Source organism: Rhodanobacter sp. C05, from assembly GCF_002001165.1.
Classification (GTDB): Bacteria; Pseudomonadota; Gammaproteobacteria; order Xanthomonadales; family Rhodanobacteraceae; genus Rhodanobacter.
The window spans coordinates 143,111-159,991 of sequence record NZ_MUNQ01000026.1; the positions used below are offsets into that span (position 1 = coordinate 143,111).

The window sequence follows — 16,881 nt, forward strand, 5'->3', positions numbered from 1 at the left end:
GGCCACTTTCACGCGCAGGGAAAGCGCATCAACTGGCTTTCAGTTGCGGAGCGGGCGCGACCACGCAGGCGCGCCACGCCGGCAGCAGGCCGGCGACCAGGCTGGAAACCAGCGCGACCACGAAGGTGAACAGGAACATCGACAGATCCAGATGCGCGAGGCTGGCGTACTGCGCCGGCTGGTGGCGGATGCCCCACAAGCCCAGTTCGGCGAAGCCCAGACCCAGCACGCCGCCGGCCACGCCGACGATGCCGGCCTCAACCATGAACTGCAGGAAGATCGCGCCGCGCGAAGCACCCAGCGCGCGGCGCACGCCGATCTCGCGCGAGCGGCGCAGGCACTTGGCCAACAGCAGGCCGACCGTGTTCACCACGCAGATCAGCAGGAAGCCGAGTGCCATGCCGGCCTGCAGGCGCACATCATCGGGCACCACCTGTTCGTTGCGCAGCCATGACATGAGGTCCCACAAGCCCACCCTGGACAGTTGGAACCGTCCCAGCGCAACCTGCTGCTGCGCATAGTTGCCCAGGAACAGCTTGTAGGCCGGGGCCTCGTCGGCGCTGGACAACTGCACCCACAGGCCCAGCCAGATGCTTTGGGCGGTCTCCAGATGCTGCATGTCGGTATGCTCCGGCCCGTACGACATGACCGTGTTCGGCGTCATGCCATCGGCACGCACACTCTGCAAGGGCATGAACACCGCCTCGCCCTTGCCGTAATCGCGGCCGCCCAGATGTACCGCATAGAAGCGCGGCTGCGGCGCCCAGGGCCGCAGCACGCCGATGATGCGGAAGTCGTGATCCTCGATGCGGATCGTGCGCCCCACGCTGTTCGCACCTCCGAACAGTTTGTCATTGAGGAAACCCGCGATCACCACGACCTGCGCACGGCTTTCGTCGTCCGTCGAACCCCAGCCAGCGCCGTATTGGAATGGTGCGTCGAACATCGGAAAGAAGTCAGACGTGGTCAGCACCCCGTCGGCATAGAACGGTTTTCCGCCCTGCCCCTGCGGCGTCAGCTTGACCTGCGACAGCGCCATCACCGCCTGCCGCTCCGCCTTGCGGGCATGCAGCAGATTCATGGCATCGATGTAGCTCATGAGCCACGGCAACTTTTTTCCACTGCGCGAGAAAGGCTGGTCTTTGGGATAGGGATCGAGCTGCGGATAGAACAACTGCGCGCTCTTCTGCGGCAACGGATCGCCCGACAGCAGCTTGAGCACGGTCAGCGTGGTGATCGTGGCGCCGATGCCCAGCGCCAGTGCCAGCACCATCAACGTGGTGAGCACCTTGTTGCGCCTGAGGCTGCGCAGTGCCAGATCGAGGTAGTAGGCGAACATGGTTGATCCTTCGCGTTGCCGTGCAGGCTCTTCCCAGATCATCGGGAGGAGTGACATTTCAAACTTTCACACCGATCGCGTTGCCACCACCGGCGGCACCGCCGCCGCGCGCAGCGCCGGACCGAGTACGGCGAGCTGGCCCAGTCCCCACAAAATCAATGCGCCGACCGGCAGGTAATACAGCGGCAGCCGCGGCAACTCGTAGTGCGTCATCAGCAGCAGGTTCAACGCAAACGCCAGCAGCATGCCCAGCCCAATGCCGAACGTGACGATCAGGAAATTCTCGGTCTGGAAGTAGCTCAGGATGTCGCCGCGGCTGGCGCCAAGTGCACGGCGGATGCCGATCTGCCGACGTCGCTGCTGCACCCAGAAACTGGCAAGGCCGACGATGCCGAGCGCGGTGACCAGCAACAACGCAGCGATCACGCCGACGAGAATGCCGGCCATGACGCGATCCTGTCGAAAATAATTTGCACGCAGGCTGCCGATGGTCTGGCTCGCCTTGCTGTCGATCACCGTATCGGGCGCGATGGTGGCCATCGCCGCCCGGGCGTCGCGCAACACCCGTGGCAATTGCGCGGGATCGGCGCGCAGCAGATACATGCCCGCAAGCTGCGCACCCGGCTGCGCTGGTACGAATACCGACCATTCGATCGTGTTCGGGCCGCCCTCGCCACCGTACGGACGCGCCAGATGCGCCAGCACACCGACCACCCGAAAATGAAGTTTGTCACTCCAGAATTCCTTGCCGAGCGGATCGGCGCCCGGCCACAGATGCTCGGCCAGCGCACGCGTCACCCATACGGCGGAGTCATCCGGCACGAATTGATGGATGGGCTGGTAATCGGCGGCCTGCGGCACGCTGCCGGCGACCATCTGCACGCCCAGAGCCTTGAAGCTTCCGGGGCCGCCAACATAGAGATCCACCACGCCGCCGAAGTGCTTGCCGTCGGCATCGGTGGTGATGCCAGCGGTACCGGCGTGGTCGCCGAACGGCACCTGGTTGATCACGCTGACCGACTGCACGCCGGGAAGTTTAGCGAGGCCATCGAGCACGCGCGCGTTGAGGTCGACACCCTTCGTTGGGTCATAGCCGGTCAGTTTCATCGCAGCCAGTGCGTTCTCGTCGACACCGCTGATGACATGGGTCTGCTGCACGCGGCTGACGATCAGGAAACAGGCATTGCACAGCACCGCACAGGCCAGCGCGATTTCCAGTGCGATCAGGATGCTGGCCAGGCGATGGCGGCGCAGCGCGGCGAGGATAGGCTGGATCTGCATGATGTCCTCCTCAGAGCGTCTTCAATTGCAGGCTGGGCGCCATGCGGCTGGCGCGTAGCGCGGGCAGCACGCCGGCCAGCAGGCTGGCGGCGATAGCCAGTGCGAACGTGGCCAGGAACATCGTCGTATCCAGATGCACCAGGTCGGCATATTCGATCGGCTGGCTGCGTACCAGCCGCAGGCCAAGCAGGGTCAGCAACAGACCGCCGGCGCCGCCGAGCAGTCCGATCAGGCCGGCTTCGACCAGGCATTGCGCAAACACCATCGCACGGCTGGCACCCAGCGCACGGCGAACGCCGATTTCGCCGGCGCGACGCAGGAACTTCGCCAGCAACAGACCCACCGTGTTGAAAAGACAGATCAGCAGAAAGGCAAACGCAAGCCACGTCTGCAGGCGCACATCGCTGGGCACCACCTGATTGAAGTCGAGCCATGCCATCAGGCTGCGCAACTGCGTGTTGTCGGCATGCCCGAAGCGGCCCAAGGCTTTCTGCTGGGCTGCATAGTCGGCCACGAAACGTCGGTAGCTATCGACCTTCGCAGCGCTGTCCAGTTGCACCCACAACGCCACCCACACGCAGGTCGAGTTCTGCAGATGCACCGGGTCGTCCGGCATGCTCCAGCAGGTGAATGGCTGGAAGCCGCCGGCATTGATTTCCAGCGAACTCTGTAACGGCAGGAAGACATCCTCCGGCTTGCTGTAGAAGCTCGCCGTATCACCGTTGGAGAAGCGGCCGCCCGTCACGTCGTAGAACTGCGGCGAGGGCCGCCACGGCGCCAGCACACCGATGATACGCACATCGGTATCCTTCAGTCGCAGCGTGCGACCCACGCTGTTGGCACCGTTGAAAAGCTTGTCGTTGAGATTCGACGAGATCACCGCCACCCGTGTACGGTTCTGGTCGTCCTGCGCCGTCCAACTGCTGCCATAGCGGAACGGCACGTCGAACATCGGAAAGAAATCACTGGTCGTCGACAGCATCTGCACCATCAACGGCGGCAGGTTCACCTGCGGCGCGGTCAAGCGCAGCTGGCTGCTGGTCACCATCGCCTGACGATCTGCGCGATGCGCGCTCCACAGATCCAGCGCGGAGCGATAATCCATCATGTCGTAGGGTAGGTGCGTCGCCTTCGGGCTGGGATCCGGATCGACCTGCGGATAGAACAACGTACCGCTCTTGCCCGGCAGCGGATCGCCCGACAGCAGGTGCATCACCGTCAACGTGGTCATGCTGGCGCCGATACCGACCGCAATGGCAATCACCATCAACGCCGTCAACACCTTGTTGCGCTTCAAGCTGCGCAGTGCGAGATCCAGGTAGTAGGCAAACATGCATCAAGCTCCATTCATGGAATGCATCACACCGACCTCGTCGCCACCACCGGCGGCACCGCCGCGGCGCGCAGCGCCGGACCGAGCACTGCGACCTGTCCGATCAGCCACAGCAGCACGGCGCCTACCGGGAAATAGACGCCCGGAAGCCGCGGCAATTCGTAGTGGCTCATCAGGAACAGGTTGATGCCGTAGGCCAGCACCATGCCGAGCGCGATACCGAACGTGGCCAGCACGAAATTCTCGGTCTGGAAGTAGTGCAGGATGTTGCCGCGGGTGGCACCGAGCGCACGGCGCACGCCGATGGTACGACGGCGCTGCGCCACCCAGAAGCTGGCGAGACCGACGATGCCGAGTGCGGTAACGGTCAGTAGCGCCGCGATTACGCCGACCAGCATGCCGGCCATTGCCCGGTCGTCCTGGAAAAACTTCCGGCGCACCTCATCGAAGCTGCGCTGGGTGGTCACCACGCGCTGCGGGTCGGCCTTCTTCAGTGCAGCCAGCGCGGCGGCCAGCACGTTCGCGCGGTCTTCCGGCCGGGTGCGGATCAGGTAGCTCTGGTCCTTGCTCGCGCCCATGCGCAGCGGCACAACCATGGTGTATTGCGCCTTGGCCGTGTCGTAGGCATTCGGCCGCACCAGGCTGTCCACCACGCCGACCACACGCAGGCCCACCACGGGCGTGAGGTAGATGATGCGGCCTAATGGGTTCTGTCCCGGCCATAGGCGCTCTGCCAAGGTCTGGGTGATCAGCGTTACATGCGGCAGGCTCTTGCTGTCGCCGTTGCCGAGCCCCTTCATCGCCGTCTCCACGTCGACGAAATCATCGGACTGCAGGTCGCGCCCGGACACCAGCCGCGTGCCCAGCGTCGGCACCAGGTTTTCGCCGAAGTAGGTGGTGGCGAAGAGCGTGCGCTCGGGCTGCGCGGGGTCGAGCCGGATATTGCCGTTCGACGACGAGCTGCCGAACGGCACCTGGTTGGAGGAAGCCACCGAAATCACTCCCGGCACCTGCCTGAGTACCGCCACATCCTCGGCGAGGCGGGCATACGGGTTGGATGGTGTCGTGACGTCGGCCACCTGGATCTGCAGCAGCTCGTGTTCGGCCACGCCGCTGGGCATGTCCATGCGCTGCAGGCGCTGGCCGATCAGGAACACCGCGTTGCAGACGATCGCGCAGGTCAGCGCGATCTCCAGGATCAGCAGCCAGGACGTGAGCTTGTGCCGGCGCAGCGTGGAAAGGATCGGAAGAATGTCCATGCTCACCTCAGTTGCTCTTCAATTGCAGGGCGGGTGCGATCTGGCAGGCGCGCCAGGCAGGAAGCAAGCCGGCCAGCAGGGTGGCGCACACCGCCAGCACGAAGGTGGTGAACAGCATGCTCAGATCCAGGTGTGCCAGCACGGCATAGTCCGAAGGCCGCTGTCGTACCAGCCACAGTCCGAACATCGCCAGCAGAAGGCCACCGATGCCGCCGACCAGACCGACCACGCCGGATTCGATCAGCAACTGCGCGAACAACGCACGCCGCGATGCACCCAATGCACGACGCACGCCCAACTCAGCCGCACGACGCATGAACTTGGCCAGCATCAGCCCCACCGTGTTGACCAGACACACCAGCAGGAAGCCGAACGCCAGTCCGTTCTGCAGGCGCACGTCGTCGGGTACCACCATCTGGTAATCGAGCCACTGCATCACGCTGCGCAGGCGCACGTTGGGCGCGCGCTGAAAGCGGCCCAGAGCCTTCTGGTCTTGCGAGTAGTGCACCAGAAACTCCTTGTACGCGGCTGCTTTCGCGGGGCTGTCCAGTTGCGTCCAGAACTGCAGCCACACGCAGCTATCCGAAGGCAGGATGCTGCCGACGCCACCGCCGCCATTGCCCCAGCAATCGGTCGATCCGTTGCGGTCCAGCCGCAACTCCAGCATGGTCTGCAGCGGCAGGAACACCTGCTCGCCATAGGCGTAGGAGCCGGTATTGAGATCATAGAAATGCGGGTTCGGCTGCCAGCTGTCCAGCACGCCCACGACGCGGAAGGAGGTGCCCGCCATGCGCAGCGTGCGGCCCACGCTGTTGGCACCGGCAAACAGCTTGTCGTTAAGCGATTTCGCGATCACCACCTCGCGCGCCTTGGCCTCGCCTTCCGCATCGGTCCAGTTGTGGCCATACAGGAATGGAGCGTCGAACATCGCGAAGAAATCCGCTGTGGTGTAGCGCGCCTCAACGTAAAACGGATCTAGCGAGGACTGTTCGGGCTGGACCGGCACCGAGCCGCCGCTCATCAAGGCTTGATGGTCCGCGCGCCCGGCATGCAGCAGGTTCAGGCCATCGATCAGGGTGACCTGATCCGGCGGCTCCTTGTTCGGAAGCATGCCCTTGATGTCCTGCGGATCGACCTGCGGGTAGTACAGCTGTGCGCTCTTGCCGGGCAACGGATCGCCGGACAATACATGCAGCACGGTCAGCGTGGTCATGCTGGCGCCGATGCCGAGCGCGATCGCCAGCACCATCAGCGCGGTGAGCGCCTTGTTGCGCCTGAGACTGCGCAGGGCCAGATCCAGATAATAGGTAAACATGCTCGAACTCCCCTTGCCTCCCGCCTCCCGCGAAAGGAGGTGGGCACAGAATCAAACCGCCCGTGTCGCCACCACCGGCGGCACATTGGATGCGCGCCGGGCCGGCACGAACACCGCGGCCTGCCCCAACACCAGTACCGCCAGCACGCCGATAAGCACATAGATCACCGGCATGCGGTCCATCTCGAAGTGGATGATCAACCACAGATTGAGACCGAGCGCGAGCAAGATGCCGATCGCGGCCCCGATGCCGGCAATCAACAGGTTTTCAAGCTGGAAGTAATGCAGGATGTCGATCTTGCGTGCGCCCAATGTGCGTCGCACGCCGATCTGCCGCTGTCGCTGACCGACCCAGAAGCTGGTGAGGCCGACGATGCCGGCGGCAGTGATGCTGAGCAGAATCAGGCAGACCACGCTCATCAGTATCGCCATCCCCAGGTCGGCTCGATAAGCATCGGCACGAATATCCGCGAAGGAGCGCACGCCATGCTCTTCATCGATCACGCGCATGGGATTGACCGTATACAGCGCGGGCCGTACTGCAAGCATCGCAGCTTCCAGTCGCCCTGGTTTTGCACGCACCACAGTGCGCGAGAAATTCGCATCCTGCCGGACCGGGAACAGGGCCGAATACCAGGTGAGGCTGCTGCCTGCGGTATCGACCGCGCTCTGCAGTCGCGCGACCACGCCGACAATGGTGGTTGGTGTGCTGCTGCTGTCGAGATAAATCACCTTGCCTACGGCGTTGCCCTGTGGAAACAGCTTGTCTGCGATCGGCTGGGTGATGATCGCAAGCACCGGCTCACTCTGGTCGCGCATTGGCTTGTGCTGGATATCGGCGGAGGTAAACGCACGGCCTGCGATCAGCTGCAGGCCCAAGGTCGGGAGCGCCTGCTCGTCGCCATAGTAGAAATTCGAGTCGATCGTGTCCTTTTGCTGCAAAGGCTTCAGCCCGATGCCTCCGACCGAACCGGAATGAAGCAATGGCAGCGATCGGATCGGCGCCGCCGAAACTACGTCCGGCAGGTTGCGCAAGGCAGCCAGATCCGCCTGCTGCATGCTGTCCAGCTTTTCCACTCCGGCTGGATCATCTGCGCTGGGCGCACCCACCCACTGCTGGGTGATCAGGAACAGATCGTTCTCTTCGTGCATGCCGGTGGGCTGGTTCACCCGCTCGATGCGCTGGCCGATGATGAAAATCGCATTGCAGACGATCGCCAGGGTCAGCGCGATCTGCAGCGCAATCAGCACCACGCCGGCCTTGTGCCTGCGCAAGGCAGCAATGATTGGATGCACTGTCATGCCGCGCTCACTGGCGCCCTTTTAAGGTAATAACCGAACATGCACCCAATACTCCTGCACATGAAACCCGCTTCCGTCAGCGACAAAAGAGATAAGGGAAGATCATCAGGCTGCGCGCGTCGCTTCTACCGGCGGCACGTTGGAAGCACGCCGTGCCGGCACGAATACCGCCGCCTGGCCGATCGCCAGCATCGCCAGCACACCGGTCACCACGTACAGCAGCGGGATGCGCGTCATCTCGTAATGCGTCATCAGCCAGGTATTGAGGCCCACCGCCAGCAGCACGCCCAGCACCACACCTCCGCCGGCAATCAGCAGATTCTCGATCTGGAAGTAATGCAGGATGTCGATCTTGCGGGCACCCAGGGCGCGGCGTACGCCGATCTGCCGATGGCGCTGGCCGACCCAGAAACTGGTGAGGCCGACGATGCCCGCCGCCGTGACGCACAGCAGGATCAGGCAGACCACGCCCATCAGGATCGCCATGCCGACATCGGCGCGGTAGGCGCTGGCGCGGATATCGGCGAATGACTTGACGCTCTCATCGTCGTCCAGCACGCGCATCGGATTGACGGCATACAGCGCCGCGGGCACGGCGTGCATCGCCGCATCGCGACGCCCCGGTTTGGCACGCACCACATAGCGCGCAAAGCTCGCATCCAGCCGGGTCGGCACGAGTGTCGAATACCAGGCAAAGTCATTGCCAAAACTTCCGGTGCTTGGGATCTGCAGGCGTGCGACCACGCCAATGATGGTGCTCGGCGCAGCGCTGCCATCCGAATAGATCACCTTGCCGACCGCATTGCCCTGCGGGAACAACTTGTCGGCCAGTGCCTGGGTCACGATTACGACCGGACGGTCGCGCTGGTCGCGGGCACCCTGATGCTGCACGTCGCCAGCATTGAAGGCGCGGCCCGCCACCAGGTGCAGACCCAGCGTGGTCATTGCCTGTTCGTCAGTGAAGTAATACGCCGTGCGCGGGTTGCCTTTACCCAGTGTGTCTGCTGGCTTGAGCGACAGCGAGCCAGTCCATGAGGAATTGAGCAGGGGCACGGAATTGCTTGGCGCCACTGAAGCCACGTCCGGCAGGTTGCGCAACGCGGCCAGGTCTTCCCGCTGCATCACGTCGAGTTTTTCCACGCCGGCCGGATCGTCCCCGCTGGGCGCACCCACCCATTGCTGGGTGACCAGGAACAGATCGTTCTCGTCCAAACCAGTGGGCCGGTTCACTCGCTCGACACGCTGGCCGATGATGAATACCGCATTGCAGACGATCGCCAGGGTCAGCGCGATCTGCAGCGAGATCAGCACGACGCCGGCCTTGTGTTTGCGCAATGCCGCAAGAATGGGATGCATTGTCATGAGGGTTTCCTCAATTGCTCTTGAGCTGCCACGCGGGTTGCACGCGTGAAGCACGGAAGGTGGGATAGAGGCCAGCCAGCGTGGTCGCGATGACGGCCACCAGCAGGGTCAGCGTGAGGAGCGAGAAGTCGACCCGCGCCAGCGCGGCGATGTCCTTCGGCAGCACCCAGCCCACACTGACCACGCCAACGCCGGTCAGCATCAGGCCCAACACACCTCCGGCCAGACCGATGATGCTGGCCTCGGTAAGGAACTGCGCATAGATCGCCAGGCGCGGCGCGCCCAGCGCGCGTCGCACGCCGATCTCGCTGCTGCGGCGCAGGAATTTCGCCAGCAGCAGGCCTGCCGTATTGACCAGGCACGCCAGCAGCAGGCCGAGTGCCACCAGCAGAGACACCTTGGTATCACTGGGTACGACGTGCTGGTTGTCCAGCCAATGCGGCAGATCGCGCAGACGGTTGTTCGGCGCCCAGCCGAAGTGGCCGGATTGCTGCAGGTCGTGCGCATAGCCATCGAGATACTGCTTGTAAGCCGTTGCCGCCGCCGTGTCGTCCAGCTCGGCCATGTAGGCGATCCATACGCAGGCGGAGTGCTGCAGGCCGACAAAGCCCGACTCGGTAGGAACCGCGTTGCAATTGGTATTGCCGTCGTTGGGTATACCCACGGTGATGGCCCGCTGGAACGGCAGGAACACATCCTCCACGCCGGTGGAGAACCCACCACTGTTGACCACATCGAAGAAGCGCGGCTGCGGGTTCCAGTCGTTGAGCACGCCCACCACGCGATAATCCTTGCCCTCGATGTTGACCGTCTTGCCCACGCTGTTGCTGCCGCCGAACAGCTTCTGGTTCAGCTTGCTGCTGATCACCACGACCGCGGCGCGTTGCGTATCGTCGTCCGCACTCCAGCCGCTGCCGTACAGGAACGGCACGTCCAGCATCGGGAAGAACTCGCTGTACACCGCGTGGCCACTGACGTTGATCGGATGCTTGCTGGCATCCGCCGGCACGATCGACGGGGAAATCTGATACATCGCCGACTGCAGCTTGGCGCGGTGATCACGCATCAGGGTGATCGCATCGTTGTAGTCCATCGCATTCGGCGGCTCGCCGTCGCTGCCACGCCCGTTCGGCCCCCAATTGTCGATCTGCGGCACAAACAGCTTCGCCGACTTCCACGGGATCGGATCGCCGGATACCGCACGAAACACCGAATAGGTGGTCATCGATGCCGCCACACCAAAGGCAATGGTCAGCACCATCAGTGCAGTGAGGCCGGGGCTGCGCCGGAGGCTGCGAATAGCCAGTTCAAGGTAGTAAGCAAACATGTGTCCACTCTCCGTTTGCCCCTTCCTGCACTCAGGCGGGGCGTAAAGTTTTCAAGCCGAACGCGTGGCTTCCACCGGCGACACGTGCGAGGCACGCAAGGCCGGTCCCAGGACTGCACACTGGCCGAGCAGCAGCAGCAGGATCACGCCGGTACCGACATAGTCCATGGACAATCGCGCCATCTCGAACCGGGTCACCATCCACAGATTGATACCGATCGCCAGCACCGTACCGGTAAGCACACCGCCGACGCTGATCAGCAGGTTCTCGGTCAGGAAGTAATGGAGGATGTCGCTGCGCGTGGCACCCAACGCGCGGCGCACACCGATCTGCTTGCGGCGCTGGCCGACCCAGAAACTGGTGAGGCCGACGATGCCTGCGGCGGTGATTGCCAGCAACACGACGCTGATGATGCCCATCAGGATCGCAATACCGCGGTCGCTGTCATAGGCACGCTGGCGTATCTGGGCGAAACTCCCGCCGATCTTGGGATCGAAGACGCGCATGCGGCTTTGCGCGTACAGCGCCTTGGGTACCTCACGCATGGCGTCGGCAAGCTGGCCCGGTTTGGAGCGAACGATGTAGAAGAGGCCATCGGTGTCTTCGCGTATCGGCCACAGCAGGGACTCGTAGGCGTACGGCTTGCTCCAGTTCGATACGTTTTGCCGCTGCAAACGTTCGACGATGCCGATAATGGTGCTCGGCGTGGTGGACATCGAGTAGATCGGCTTGCCCAGCGCCGAGCCATCCGGATACAAGTGATCGGCCAGCGCCTTGGTCACGATCACCACGGGCGGGATCACCACCTGGCGCGATGCCATCCGCATGATTTCGGAGGCATTGAAATTGCGTCCGGCGATCAGCTTCACACCCAGCGTATCGAGCATGTGCTCGTCGCCCATATACACCGACGCGTCGGTGGTCGGCTTGAGCTGTTCGGGCGTCCGCATCACGAAATTGTCCCAGTTGCCGCCGCTCAGCGGATAGCCATCACTGGGCGACGCATCGCGCACACTGGGCAGCTGCCGCAAGGCGGCCAGGTCGGCCTGGATCTGCGCACCGACCTCTTGCGACGACCTGTGCCCCGCCCACTGGTTTGCGATCACCAGCAGGTTCGCTTCATCGATGCCGGTGGGTTCGGAGAGGTGTGCCAGCCGCTGCTGGATGATGAACAGCGCATTGCAGACGATCGCCAGGGTCAGCGCGATCTGCAAGGCGATCAGCACCGTGCCGGCTTTGTGCTGGCGCAATGCGGCAAGAATGGGTTTGATCTGCATGCTCATGTGCGTCGCCTCAATTGGCCTTGAGCTGCCAGGCCGGCTGTACTTGCGCTGCGCGCCAAGCCGGGTAAAACGCAGCCGCCACGGTGGCGAGCACGGCAACCGTCAGGGTCAGCCCCACCAGCGAAAGATCCAGGTGCGCCAGGCGTGCGATCTCCGGACTGAACAGCAGGCTTACCCCGGATATGCCCACAGCAGTCAGCAGCAGACCGAACACACCACCCGCCAGGCCCACCGTGGCCGCCTCGATCAGGTATTGCTCATAGATTTCCCGGCGCGAGGCGCCCAGCGCGCGACGCACACCGATCTCACCAGCGCGGCGCAGGAACTTGGCCAGCAGCAGGCCGATGGTGTTGATCAGGCAGATCGCGAAGAAGCCCAACGACACGATCAGTGAGATGCGGCTCTCCGTCGGCACGATTTTCTGGTAATCGAGCCACTGCGTCACATTGCGCAAGCGCACATTGGGTGCCCAGGCGAAACGTCCGGCACGCTGCTGGTCGGCTGCATAGCCTTCCAGAAAATGGCGATAGCCCGCCACGTCCGATGCACTGTCCAGCTCCACCCACGGCGTGACCCATACGCAGTTGCTCTGCAACCAGTCGTTCCAGCCCGAAAAGCTCAGATGCCCCCGGCAGCTGTTGCCGTTCGGGTTGACCTGCACATCCAGAGCGCGAGTGAACGGCAGGTAGAAATCCGTGGGGTCCTGGAAGCCGCTGCCATTGAACAGTGCGAAGAAACGCGGCTTGGGATCCCAATGCCGGGCAACGCCGGCGACGCGATAGTCATGCCCGTCCAGCGTGATTTCGCGGCCCACGCTATTGGTGCCCCCGAACAGCTTCTGGTTGAGCTCCTCGCTCAACACCACCACGGCCGCGTGCCCGTCGTCCTCCGCCGCACTCCAGCTGCTGCCATAGAGGAAAGGCACCTCGAACATCGGAAAGAAATCGCCGTATACCGCATAGCCATTCACGGCGACCGGCAAGCTCTGATTGCCTCCCGGCAGCACCGACATGCTCAGGCCATACAGAAAGGTTTGTCGCGTAGCCCGACGCGCACGCATCAGTGCCATGGCATCGATGTAGTTCAGCGCATCGGCCGGCTCGCCGTCGCGGTTCTGCTGCGGGCCCCAGCCGTCGATCTGCGGGATGAAAAGTTGCGCCGACTTGTCCGGTATCGGGTTGCCCGATACGGCGCGAAACACCGAATACGTGATCATCGATGCAGCCACACCAACGCCGATCGCCATCACCATCAGCGCGGTGAGTGCCGGATTGCGCTTGAGGCTGCGCAAGCCCAGGTCAAAATAGTACGCAAACATGGTTCTGACCTTCACGTGGATGCCCGCGCTCCAGATACGGCACAGCGGGGTTCATTGCAGCAACCTGTTGACGTCTTCCAGGTCGCTCACACCGATGCTTCCGGCAGCCTGTTTCAGCAGCAGCTTGTTGAGGATGAACTGGTGACGCACGACGATGTATTCGCTCTGCACATTGGCCAGCTGTTCGATGGCGAACACCACGTTGGTCAGGCTTTGCGTGCCGATCTCGTAGCCGGCACGCATCGAGGTCAGTGACCTGCGCGCGGCATCGACCGAGGTGCGCGCAGCGTCGACCTGCTCGATGCCGTCCACCACCAGGTTGTAGTAGTTGTCGGCATTCCGTGCCGCCTGGCGACGCTGGGTTTCCAGCACGCCCTGATCCTCGTCACGCTGCGCGATCGCCTGCCGTACCTGCGACTGGGTGAGCCCGCCGCTGAAGATCGGCACGTTGAGCGTCAGGCCGATGGTGGTGACGCCAGGGCCGTAGGCAGCTGCACCCGGTACTGCACTGGACCAGCTCCCGAACTTGCCGTACTGCACGCTGGCGTTGAGTGTGGGCAGATGTCCGGCACGTGCAGCGGACACACGATGCTCGTCCGACGTGACCGCATAGCGTGCGGCGAGGATGACCGGATTGCTCTCCATCGCCGCATCCACCCACGCCTTGGCATCGGCTGGCTCGGGCGCCTGCATCGGCAGATCCTCGCGCAGCCGCTTCAGTGCTTCGATCGGCTTGCCGGTGATCTGTTCCAGTCCGCGCTGCGCATCCTTCAGGGCGTCTTGCGCCGTGATCCGCTCGGACTTGATATACAGGTAATAAGCCTGTGACTGGCTCACGTCGGACGCCGTGGCCAGTCCGTTCTTCAGGCGCACGCTGGACTGGGTAAATTCCTGCTTGTACGCATCCTCGTACGAGCGATAGACGTCCAGGGTGTCCTGCGCCACCAGCACGTTGAAGTAGGCGTTGCAGACACGCACGTAGAGATTCTGCAGTGCCGCACGATAGGTCTCGTCACCCGAATCGCGACTGGCACGTGCAGCCTTGAGGTTGGCGATGGCAGACAGGTTGATGATCGGCTGGTTGAGTGTCGTGCTGAGATCGCGCTCGCGCGTGTAACCGCTCGAACCGGTGGACACGATGTTGCCGCCGGAGCTGGTGACCGAACCGCTGCCGCCATGGATCTGCTCCAGCCCCAGGCCCACCGACAGCTGCGGCAGCAGTGCCGCACGCGCCTGCGGCACGTTTTCGGCCGTCACCACCCGCGCCGCATCGGCCGTACTCAGCACCGGGTCGTTGGCGATGGCCTGATGATAGGCATCCATCAGATCTTCGCCATGACCCGGCAACGGCATCAGGCCAAGACAAAGCAGCAGGGGCAACAGCTTGAGACGCATGGACAGTTCTCGCCTTCGGGGTTTGATCGTCATGAATGAACGGGACATCAGCCCGAATGGGCTTCGCTGCGCACATGCCCGGTAGCGTGGAAGCGCGGATCCTCGGACAGATCCACCACCTGACCGTCGATGATGTGGACGTTGCGCTGCGCGCGCGCGGCCAGCTCGGGGTCGTGGGTCACCATCACGATGGTGGCGCCCTCGCGATGGATCTCCTCGAGGAGCTCCAGCACGCCACGCGCCATCTGCGTATCCAGGTTGCCGGTCGGTTCATCCGCCAGCAGCAGGCGCGGCGAGCCGGCCAGTGCGCGGGCAATCGCGACGCGCTGCTGCTGGCCACCGGAGAGTTCGGCCGGGTAATGCTTGGCGCGGGACGCGAGACCGACGCGCTCGAGCGATTCCATGATCCGCTGCTTGCGCTCGGCCGCCTTCATGCCGCGGTAGCGCAACGGCACTTCGATGTTGTCGAACACGTTGAGGTCGGGAATCAGGTTGAATGCCTGGAAGATGAAACCGATCTTCTCGTTGCGGATCTTCGAACGGGCGTTGTCGTTGAGGTTGCTCACCTCGATACCGTCCAGGTGATACTCGCCGCCACTGAAGGTTTCCAGCAGGCCGGCGATAGTCAGGAAGGTGGTCTTGCCGGAACCGGATGGACCGGTGACGGCAACGAACTCGCCTTCCTTCACGTCGATGTTGAAATCGCGCAGCGCATAGGTCTCCACCACTTCGGTGCGGTAGACCTTGGACAGGTGGGTCATCTTCAGCATGGTTGTTCCTCGGTGGTGGTGTTTGTCTTGGTGCTTTGGCTCCTCCCCCTACTTGTAGGGGGAGGCTGGGAGGGGGTGAGATTTTGACCCTGAGAGCAAGAGCCTTACCCCTCCCTCCCAAAAGGGAATTCCCTTCGGTCACAACCCTCCCCTGTAAACACGGGAGGGAGTAAATCAAGTCAGTTGCTGATCGCGACGCGGGCCGCACTCTTGAAGTTGTCGGTACCTGAGATCACGATGCGGTCGCCTTCCTTCAGACCGTCAAGGATCTCCACCTTGTCGATGCTCGAGGCACCGACACGGATCGGGGTCTTGGTGGCGATGCCGTCGCGCACCACGTAGGCGTAGCTGCCGCCGGATTCGTCGACGAAAGAACCGCGCTGCACAGTCAGGACATTGTCGCGCTTGTCCAGCAGCACCCGGACGGACAGACGCTGGTTCTGGCGCAGCTGCTTCGGCGTCTCTCCGTCGAAACGCAGCCGTGCCGCCACTTCGCCGTTGACCACTTCAGGCGAAATCGCGCTGACCAGACCTTTCCAGGTATTGCCGTTGCCGCTGATCTCGCCGGACATGCCGATACCGAGATCGCGTGCAAAGCTTTCCGGTACCTGCATCTCCACCTGCAAGGCGGACAGGTCGATCACGCTGAGCAGTTGCGCGTCCTTGGCCACGGTAGCGCGTTCGGCGATGAACAGCTGGCCGACCTGGCCATCGACCGGCGACTTCACGTTGAGGTCGTCGACCTGGCGCTGCAGATCCTGTACCACCAGCAGTTGATTCTCGTGGGCAAGCTTCTTGGACTGGATGTTGAGATTCAGGCTGTCGTTGTTCATGCCCAGGTCGGACTTGGCATGTGCCAGCGTGATGCGTGCCTTTTCCAGCAGGTCCTTGGCCTGATCGACCTCCACGCCTTTGGCGGCACCGGCGGCAAACGCCTTCTGCGTGCGGTCCAGCGTGGTTGTCGCGCTCTTCTCGTCGATCTGCGCGTTATCGAAGGCTTTCTGCAGGTCGCTGCGCTTGGTCCGCGCATCGACTTGCGACTGCAGGTAATCGACCTGCATGGCATCCGCCTTGGACTGCTCCTGTGCCAGCTTGTTGCGCAGCTCCGGGCTGTCGACCACGGCCAGCACCTGGCCCTTCTTCACCGTGTCGCCTGCGTGCACCTGCAGTATCACGGCGCCACCATAGGTGGCATACAAGGTTGGGCTGACCGCTGCGACCACCTTGCCCTCGGCAGCGATGTCGCGCACGAACGGACCCCGTTCGACCGTGGCGAATGCCAGCCGCGAACTGCTGACCGAAGCCGACGCCGAAAACAGCCGGCCGATGCCGGGTGCCAGCCACGCCAGCAGACCCAGCACCAGCGCGCCCGCGCCAAGCAGCATAAACCGACGATTGCGGTTGGGTTTGACTTCGACCATGCGGTCCTGTGCAGAAGTATCGCGAATCATCATGCCGTTCCTGACCGCGTACAGCGCGGTTGCAACTGGTTGATTGCAATCCGCGTGCCAGTCTCGGAATCATGATTAATCTTATTTATTTCAATGCTTTGAGAAACTCCTCTCGAAGCAAAACAGTGTCCGCGGACACATCACG

13 protein-coding genes are annotated in these 16,881 nt (G+C 63.1%); all 13 read right to left on the reverse strand.

The features are described 5' to 3' along the window. Window positions 1-28: 28 nt before the first annotated feature. Complete coding sequence (locus B0E51_RS18435; RefSeq protein ID WP_077446343.1) at window positions 29-1,339, reverse strand: ABC transporter permease; 1,311 nt, start codon at window positions 1,337-1,339, stop codon at window positions 29-31. 66 nt (window positions 1,340-1,405) lie between these two features. Next, window positions 1,406-2,620: an FtsX-like permease family protein gene (locus tag B0E51_RS18440; RefSeq protein WP_077446344.1), complete on the reverse strand. Its 1,215-nt coding sequence runs from the start codon at window positions 2,618-2,620 to the stop codon at window positions 1,406-1,408. 10 nt (window positions 2,621-2,630) lie between these two features. After that, on the reverse strand, window positions 2,631-3,953 hold the full coding sequence (locus tag B0E51_RS18445) for an ABC transporter permease (protein ID WP_077446345.1): 1,323 nt from the start codon (window positions 3,951-3,953) through the stop codon (window positions 2,631-2,633). A 26-nt stretch (window positions 3,954-3,979) separates the two neighbouring features. Beyond that, window positions 3,980-5,212 carry an FtsX-like permease family protein gene (locus B0E51_RS18450; RefSeq protein ID WP_077446346.1) on the reverse strand — a complete coding sequence of 411 codons (1,233 nt, stop codon included), beginning with the start codon at window positions 5,210-5,212 and terminating at the stop codon, window positions 3,980-3,982. Between the two features lie 7 nt (window positions 5,213-5,219). Further along, entirely contained in the window at window positions 5,220-6,527 is a 1,308-nt protein-coding gene (locus B0E51_RS18455) for an ABC transporter permease (RefSeq protein ID WP_077446347.1), read from the reverse strand. Window positions 6,528-6,578: 51 nt separating this feature from the next. Then, window positions 6,579-7,829 carry an FtsX-like permease family protein gene (locus tag B0E51_RS18460; RefSeq protein ID WP_077446348.1) on the reverse strand — a complete coding sequence of 417 codons (1,251 nt, stop codon included), beginning with the start codon at window positions 7,827-7,829 and terminating at the stop codon, window positions 6,579-6,581. A 105-nt stretch (window positions 7,830-7,934) separates the two neighbouring features. Continuing rightward, a complete protein-coding gene (locus tag B0E51_RS18465; RefSeq protein ID WP_077446349.1) occupies window positions 7,935-9,191 on the reverse strand; it encodes an ABC transporter permease in 1,257 nt (418 codons plus the stop codon). A gap of 10 nt (window positions 9,192-9,201) precedes the next feature. Beyond that, window positions 9,202-10,518 (reverse strand): ABC transporter permease, encoded by a 1,317-nt coding sequence (locus B0E51_RS18470; protein ID WP_077446350.1) that lies wholly within the window; start codon window positions 10,516-10,518, stop codon window positions 9,202-9,204. A gap of 51 nt (window positions 10,519-10,569) precedes the next feature. Continuing rightward, window positions 10,570-11,802 carry an FtsX-like permease family protein gene (locus tag B0E51_RS18475; protein ID WP_077446351.1) on the reverse strand — a complete coding sequence of 411 codons (1,233 nt, stop codon included), beginning with the start codon at window positions 11,800-11,802 and terminating at the stop codon, window positions 10,570-10,572. Between the two features lie 10 nt (window positions 11,803-11,812). Then, window positions 11,813-13,120, reverse strand: coding sequence for an ABC transporter permease (locus B0E51_RS18480; protein WP_077446352.1), 1,308 nt, complete (start codon window positions 13,118-13,120; stop codon window positions 11,813-11,815). Window positions 13,121-13,171: 51 nt separating this feature from the next. Beyond that, window positions 13,172-14,515: a TolC family outer membrane protein gene (locus B0E51_RS18485; RefSeq protein ID WP_077446353.1), complete on the reverse strand. Its 1,344-nt coding sequence runs from the start codon at window positions 14,513-14,515 to the stop codon at window positions 13,172-13,174. A 47-nt stretch (window positions 14,516-14,562) separates the two neighbouring features. After that, on the reverse strand, window positions 14,563-15,285 hold the full coding sequence (locus tag B0E51_RS18490; protein WP_077446354.1) for an ABC transporter ATP-binding protein: 723 nt from the start codon (window positions 15,283-15,285) through the stop codon (window positions 14,563-14,565). Window positions 15,286-15,464: 179 nt separating this feature from the next. Beyond that, window positions 15,465-16,736 (reverse strand): efflux RND transporter periplasmic adaptor subunit, encoded by a 1,272-nt coding sequence (locus B0E51_RS18495; RefSeq protein WP_077446438.1) that lies wholly within the window; start codon window positions 16,734-16,736, stop codon window positions 15,465-15,467. Between the last annotated feature and the right edge of the window lie 145 nt (window positions 16,737-16,881).

Bases quoted from the DNA above. Each gene is read 5' to 3' on its own strand.
- B0E51_RS18445 (WP_077446345.1), bottom strand. From the start codon at position 3,953: ATGTTTGCCTACTACCTGGATCTCGCACTGCGCAGCTTGAAGCGCAAC.
- B0E51_RS18490 (WP_077446354.1), bottom strand. From the start codon at position 15,285: ATGCTGAAGATGACCCACCTGTCCAAGGTCTACCGCACCGAAGTGGTG.
- B0E51_RS18480 (WP_077446352.1), bottom strand. From the start codon at position 13,120: ATGTTTGCGTACTATTTTGACCTGGGCTTGCGCAGCCTCAAGCGCAAT.
- B0E51_RS18440 (WP_077446344.1), bottom strand. From the start codon at position 2,620: ATGCAGATCCAGCCTATCCTCGCCGCGCTGCGCCGCCATCGCCTGGCC.
- B0E51_RS18460 (WP_077446348.1), bottom strand. From the start codon at position 7,829: ATGACAGTGCATCCAATCATTGCTGCCTTGCGCAGGCACAAGGCCGGC.
- B0E51_RS18470 (WP_077446350.1), bottom strand. From the start codon at position 10,518: ATGTTTGCTTACTACCTTGAACTGGCTATTCGCAGCCTCCGGCGCAGC.
- B0E51_RS18455 (WP_077446347.1), bottom strand. From the start codon at position 6,527: ATGTTTACCTATTATCTGGATCTGGCCCTGCGCAGTCTCAGGCGCAAC.
- B0E51_RS18435 (WP_077446343.1), bottom strand. From the start codon at position 1,339: ATGTTCGCCTACTACCTCGATCTGGCACTGCGCAGCCTCAGGCGCAAC.
- B0E51_RS18465 (WP_077446349.1), bottom strand. From the start codon at position 9,191: ATGACAATGCATCCCATTCTTGCGGCATTGCGCAAACACAAGGCCGGC.
- B0E51_RS18450 (WP_077446346.1), bottom strand. From the start codon at position 5,212: ATGGACATTCTTCCGATCCTTTCCACGCTGCGCCGGCACAAGCTCACG.
- B0E51_RS18495 (WP_077446438.1), bottom strand. From the start codon at position 16,736: ATGATTCGCGATACTTCTGCACAGGACCGCATGGTCGAAGTCAAACCC.
- B0E51_RS18485 (WP_077446353.1), bottom strand. From the start codon at position 14,515: ATGCGTCTCAAGCTGTTGCCCCTGCTGCTTTGTCTTGGCCTGATGCCG.
- B0E51_RS18475 (WP_077446351.1), bottom strand. From the start codon at position 11,802: ATGAGCATGCAGATCAAACCCATTCTTGCCGCATTGCGCCAGCACAAA.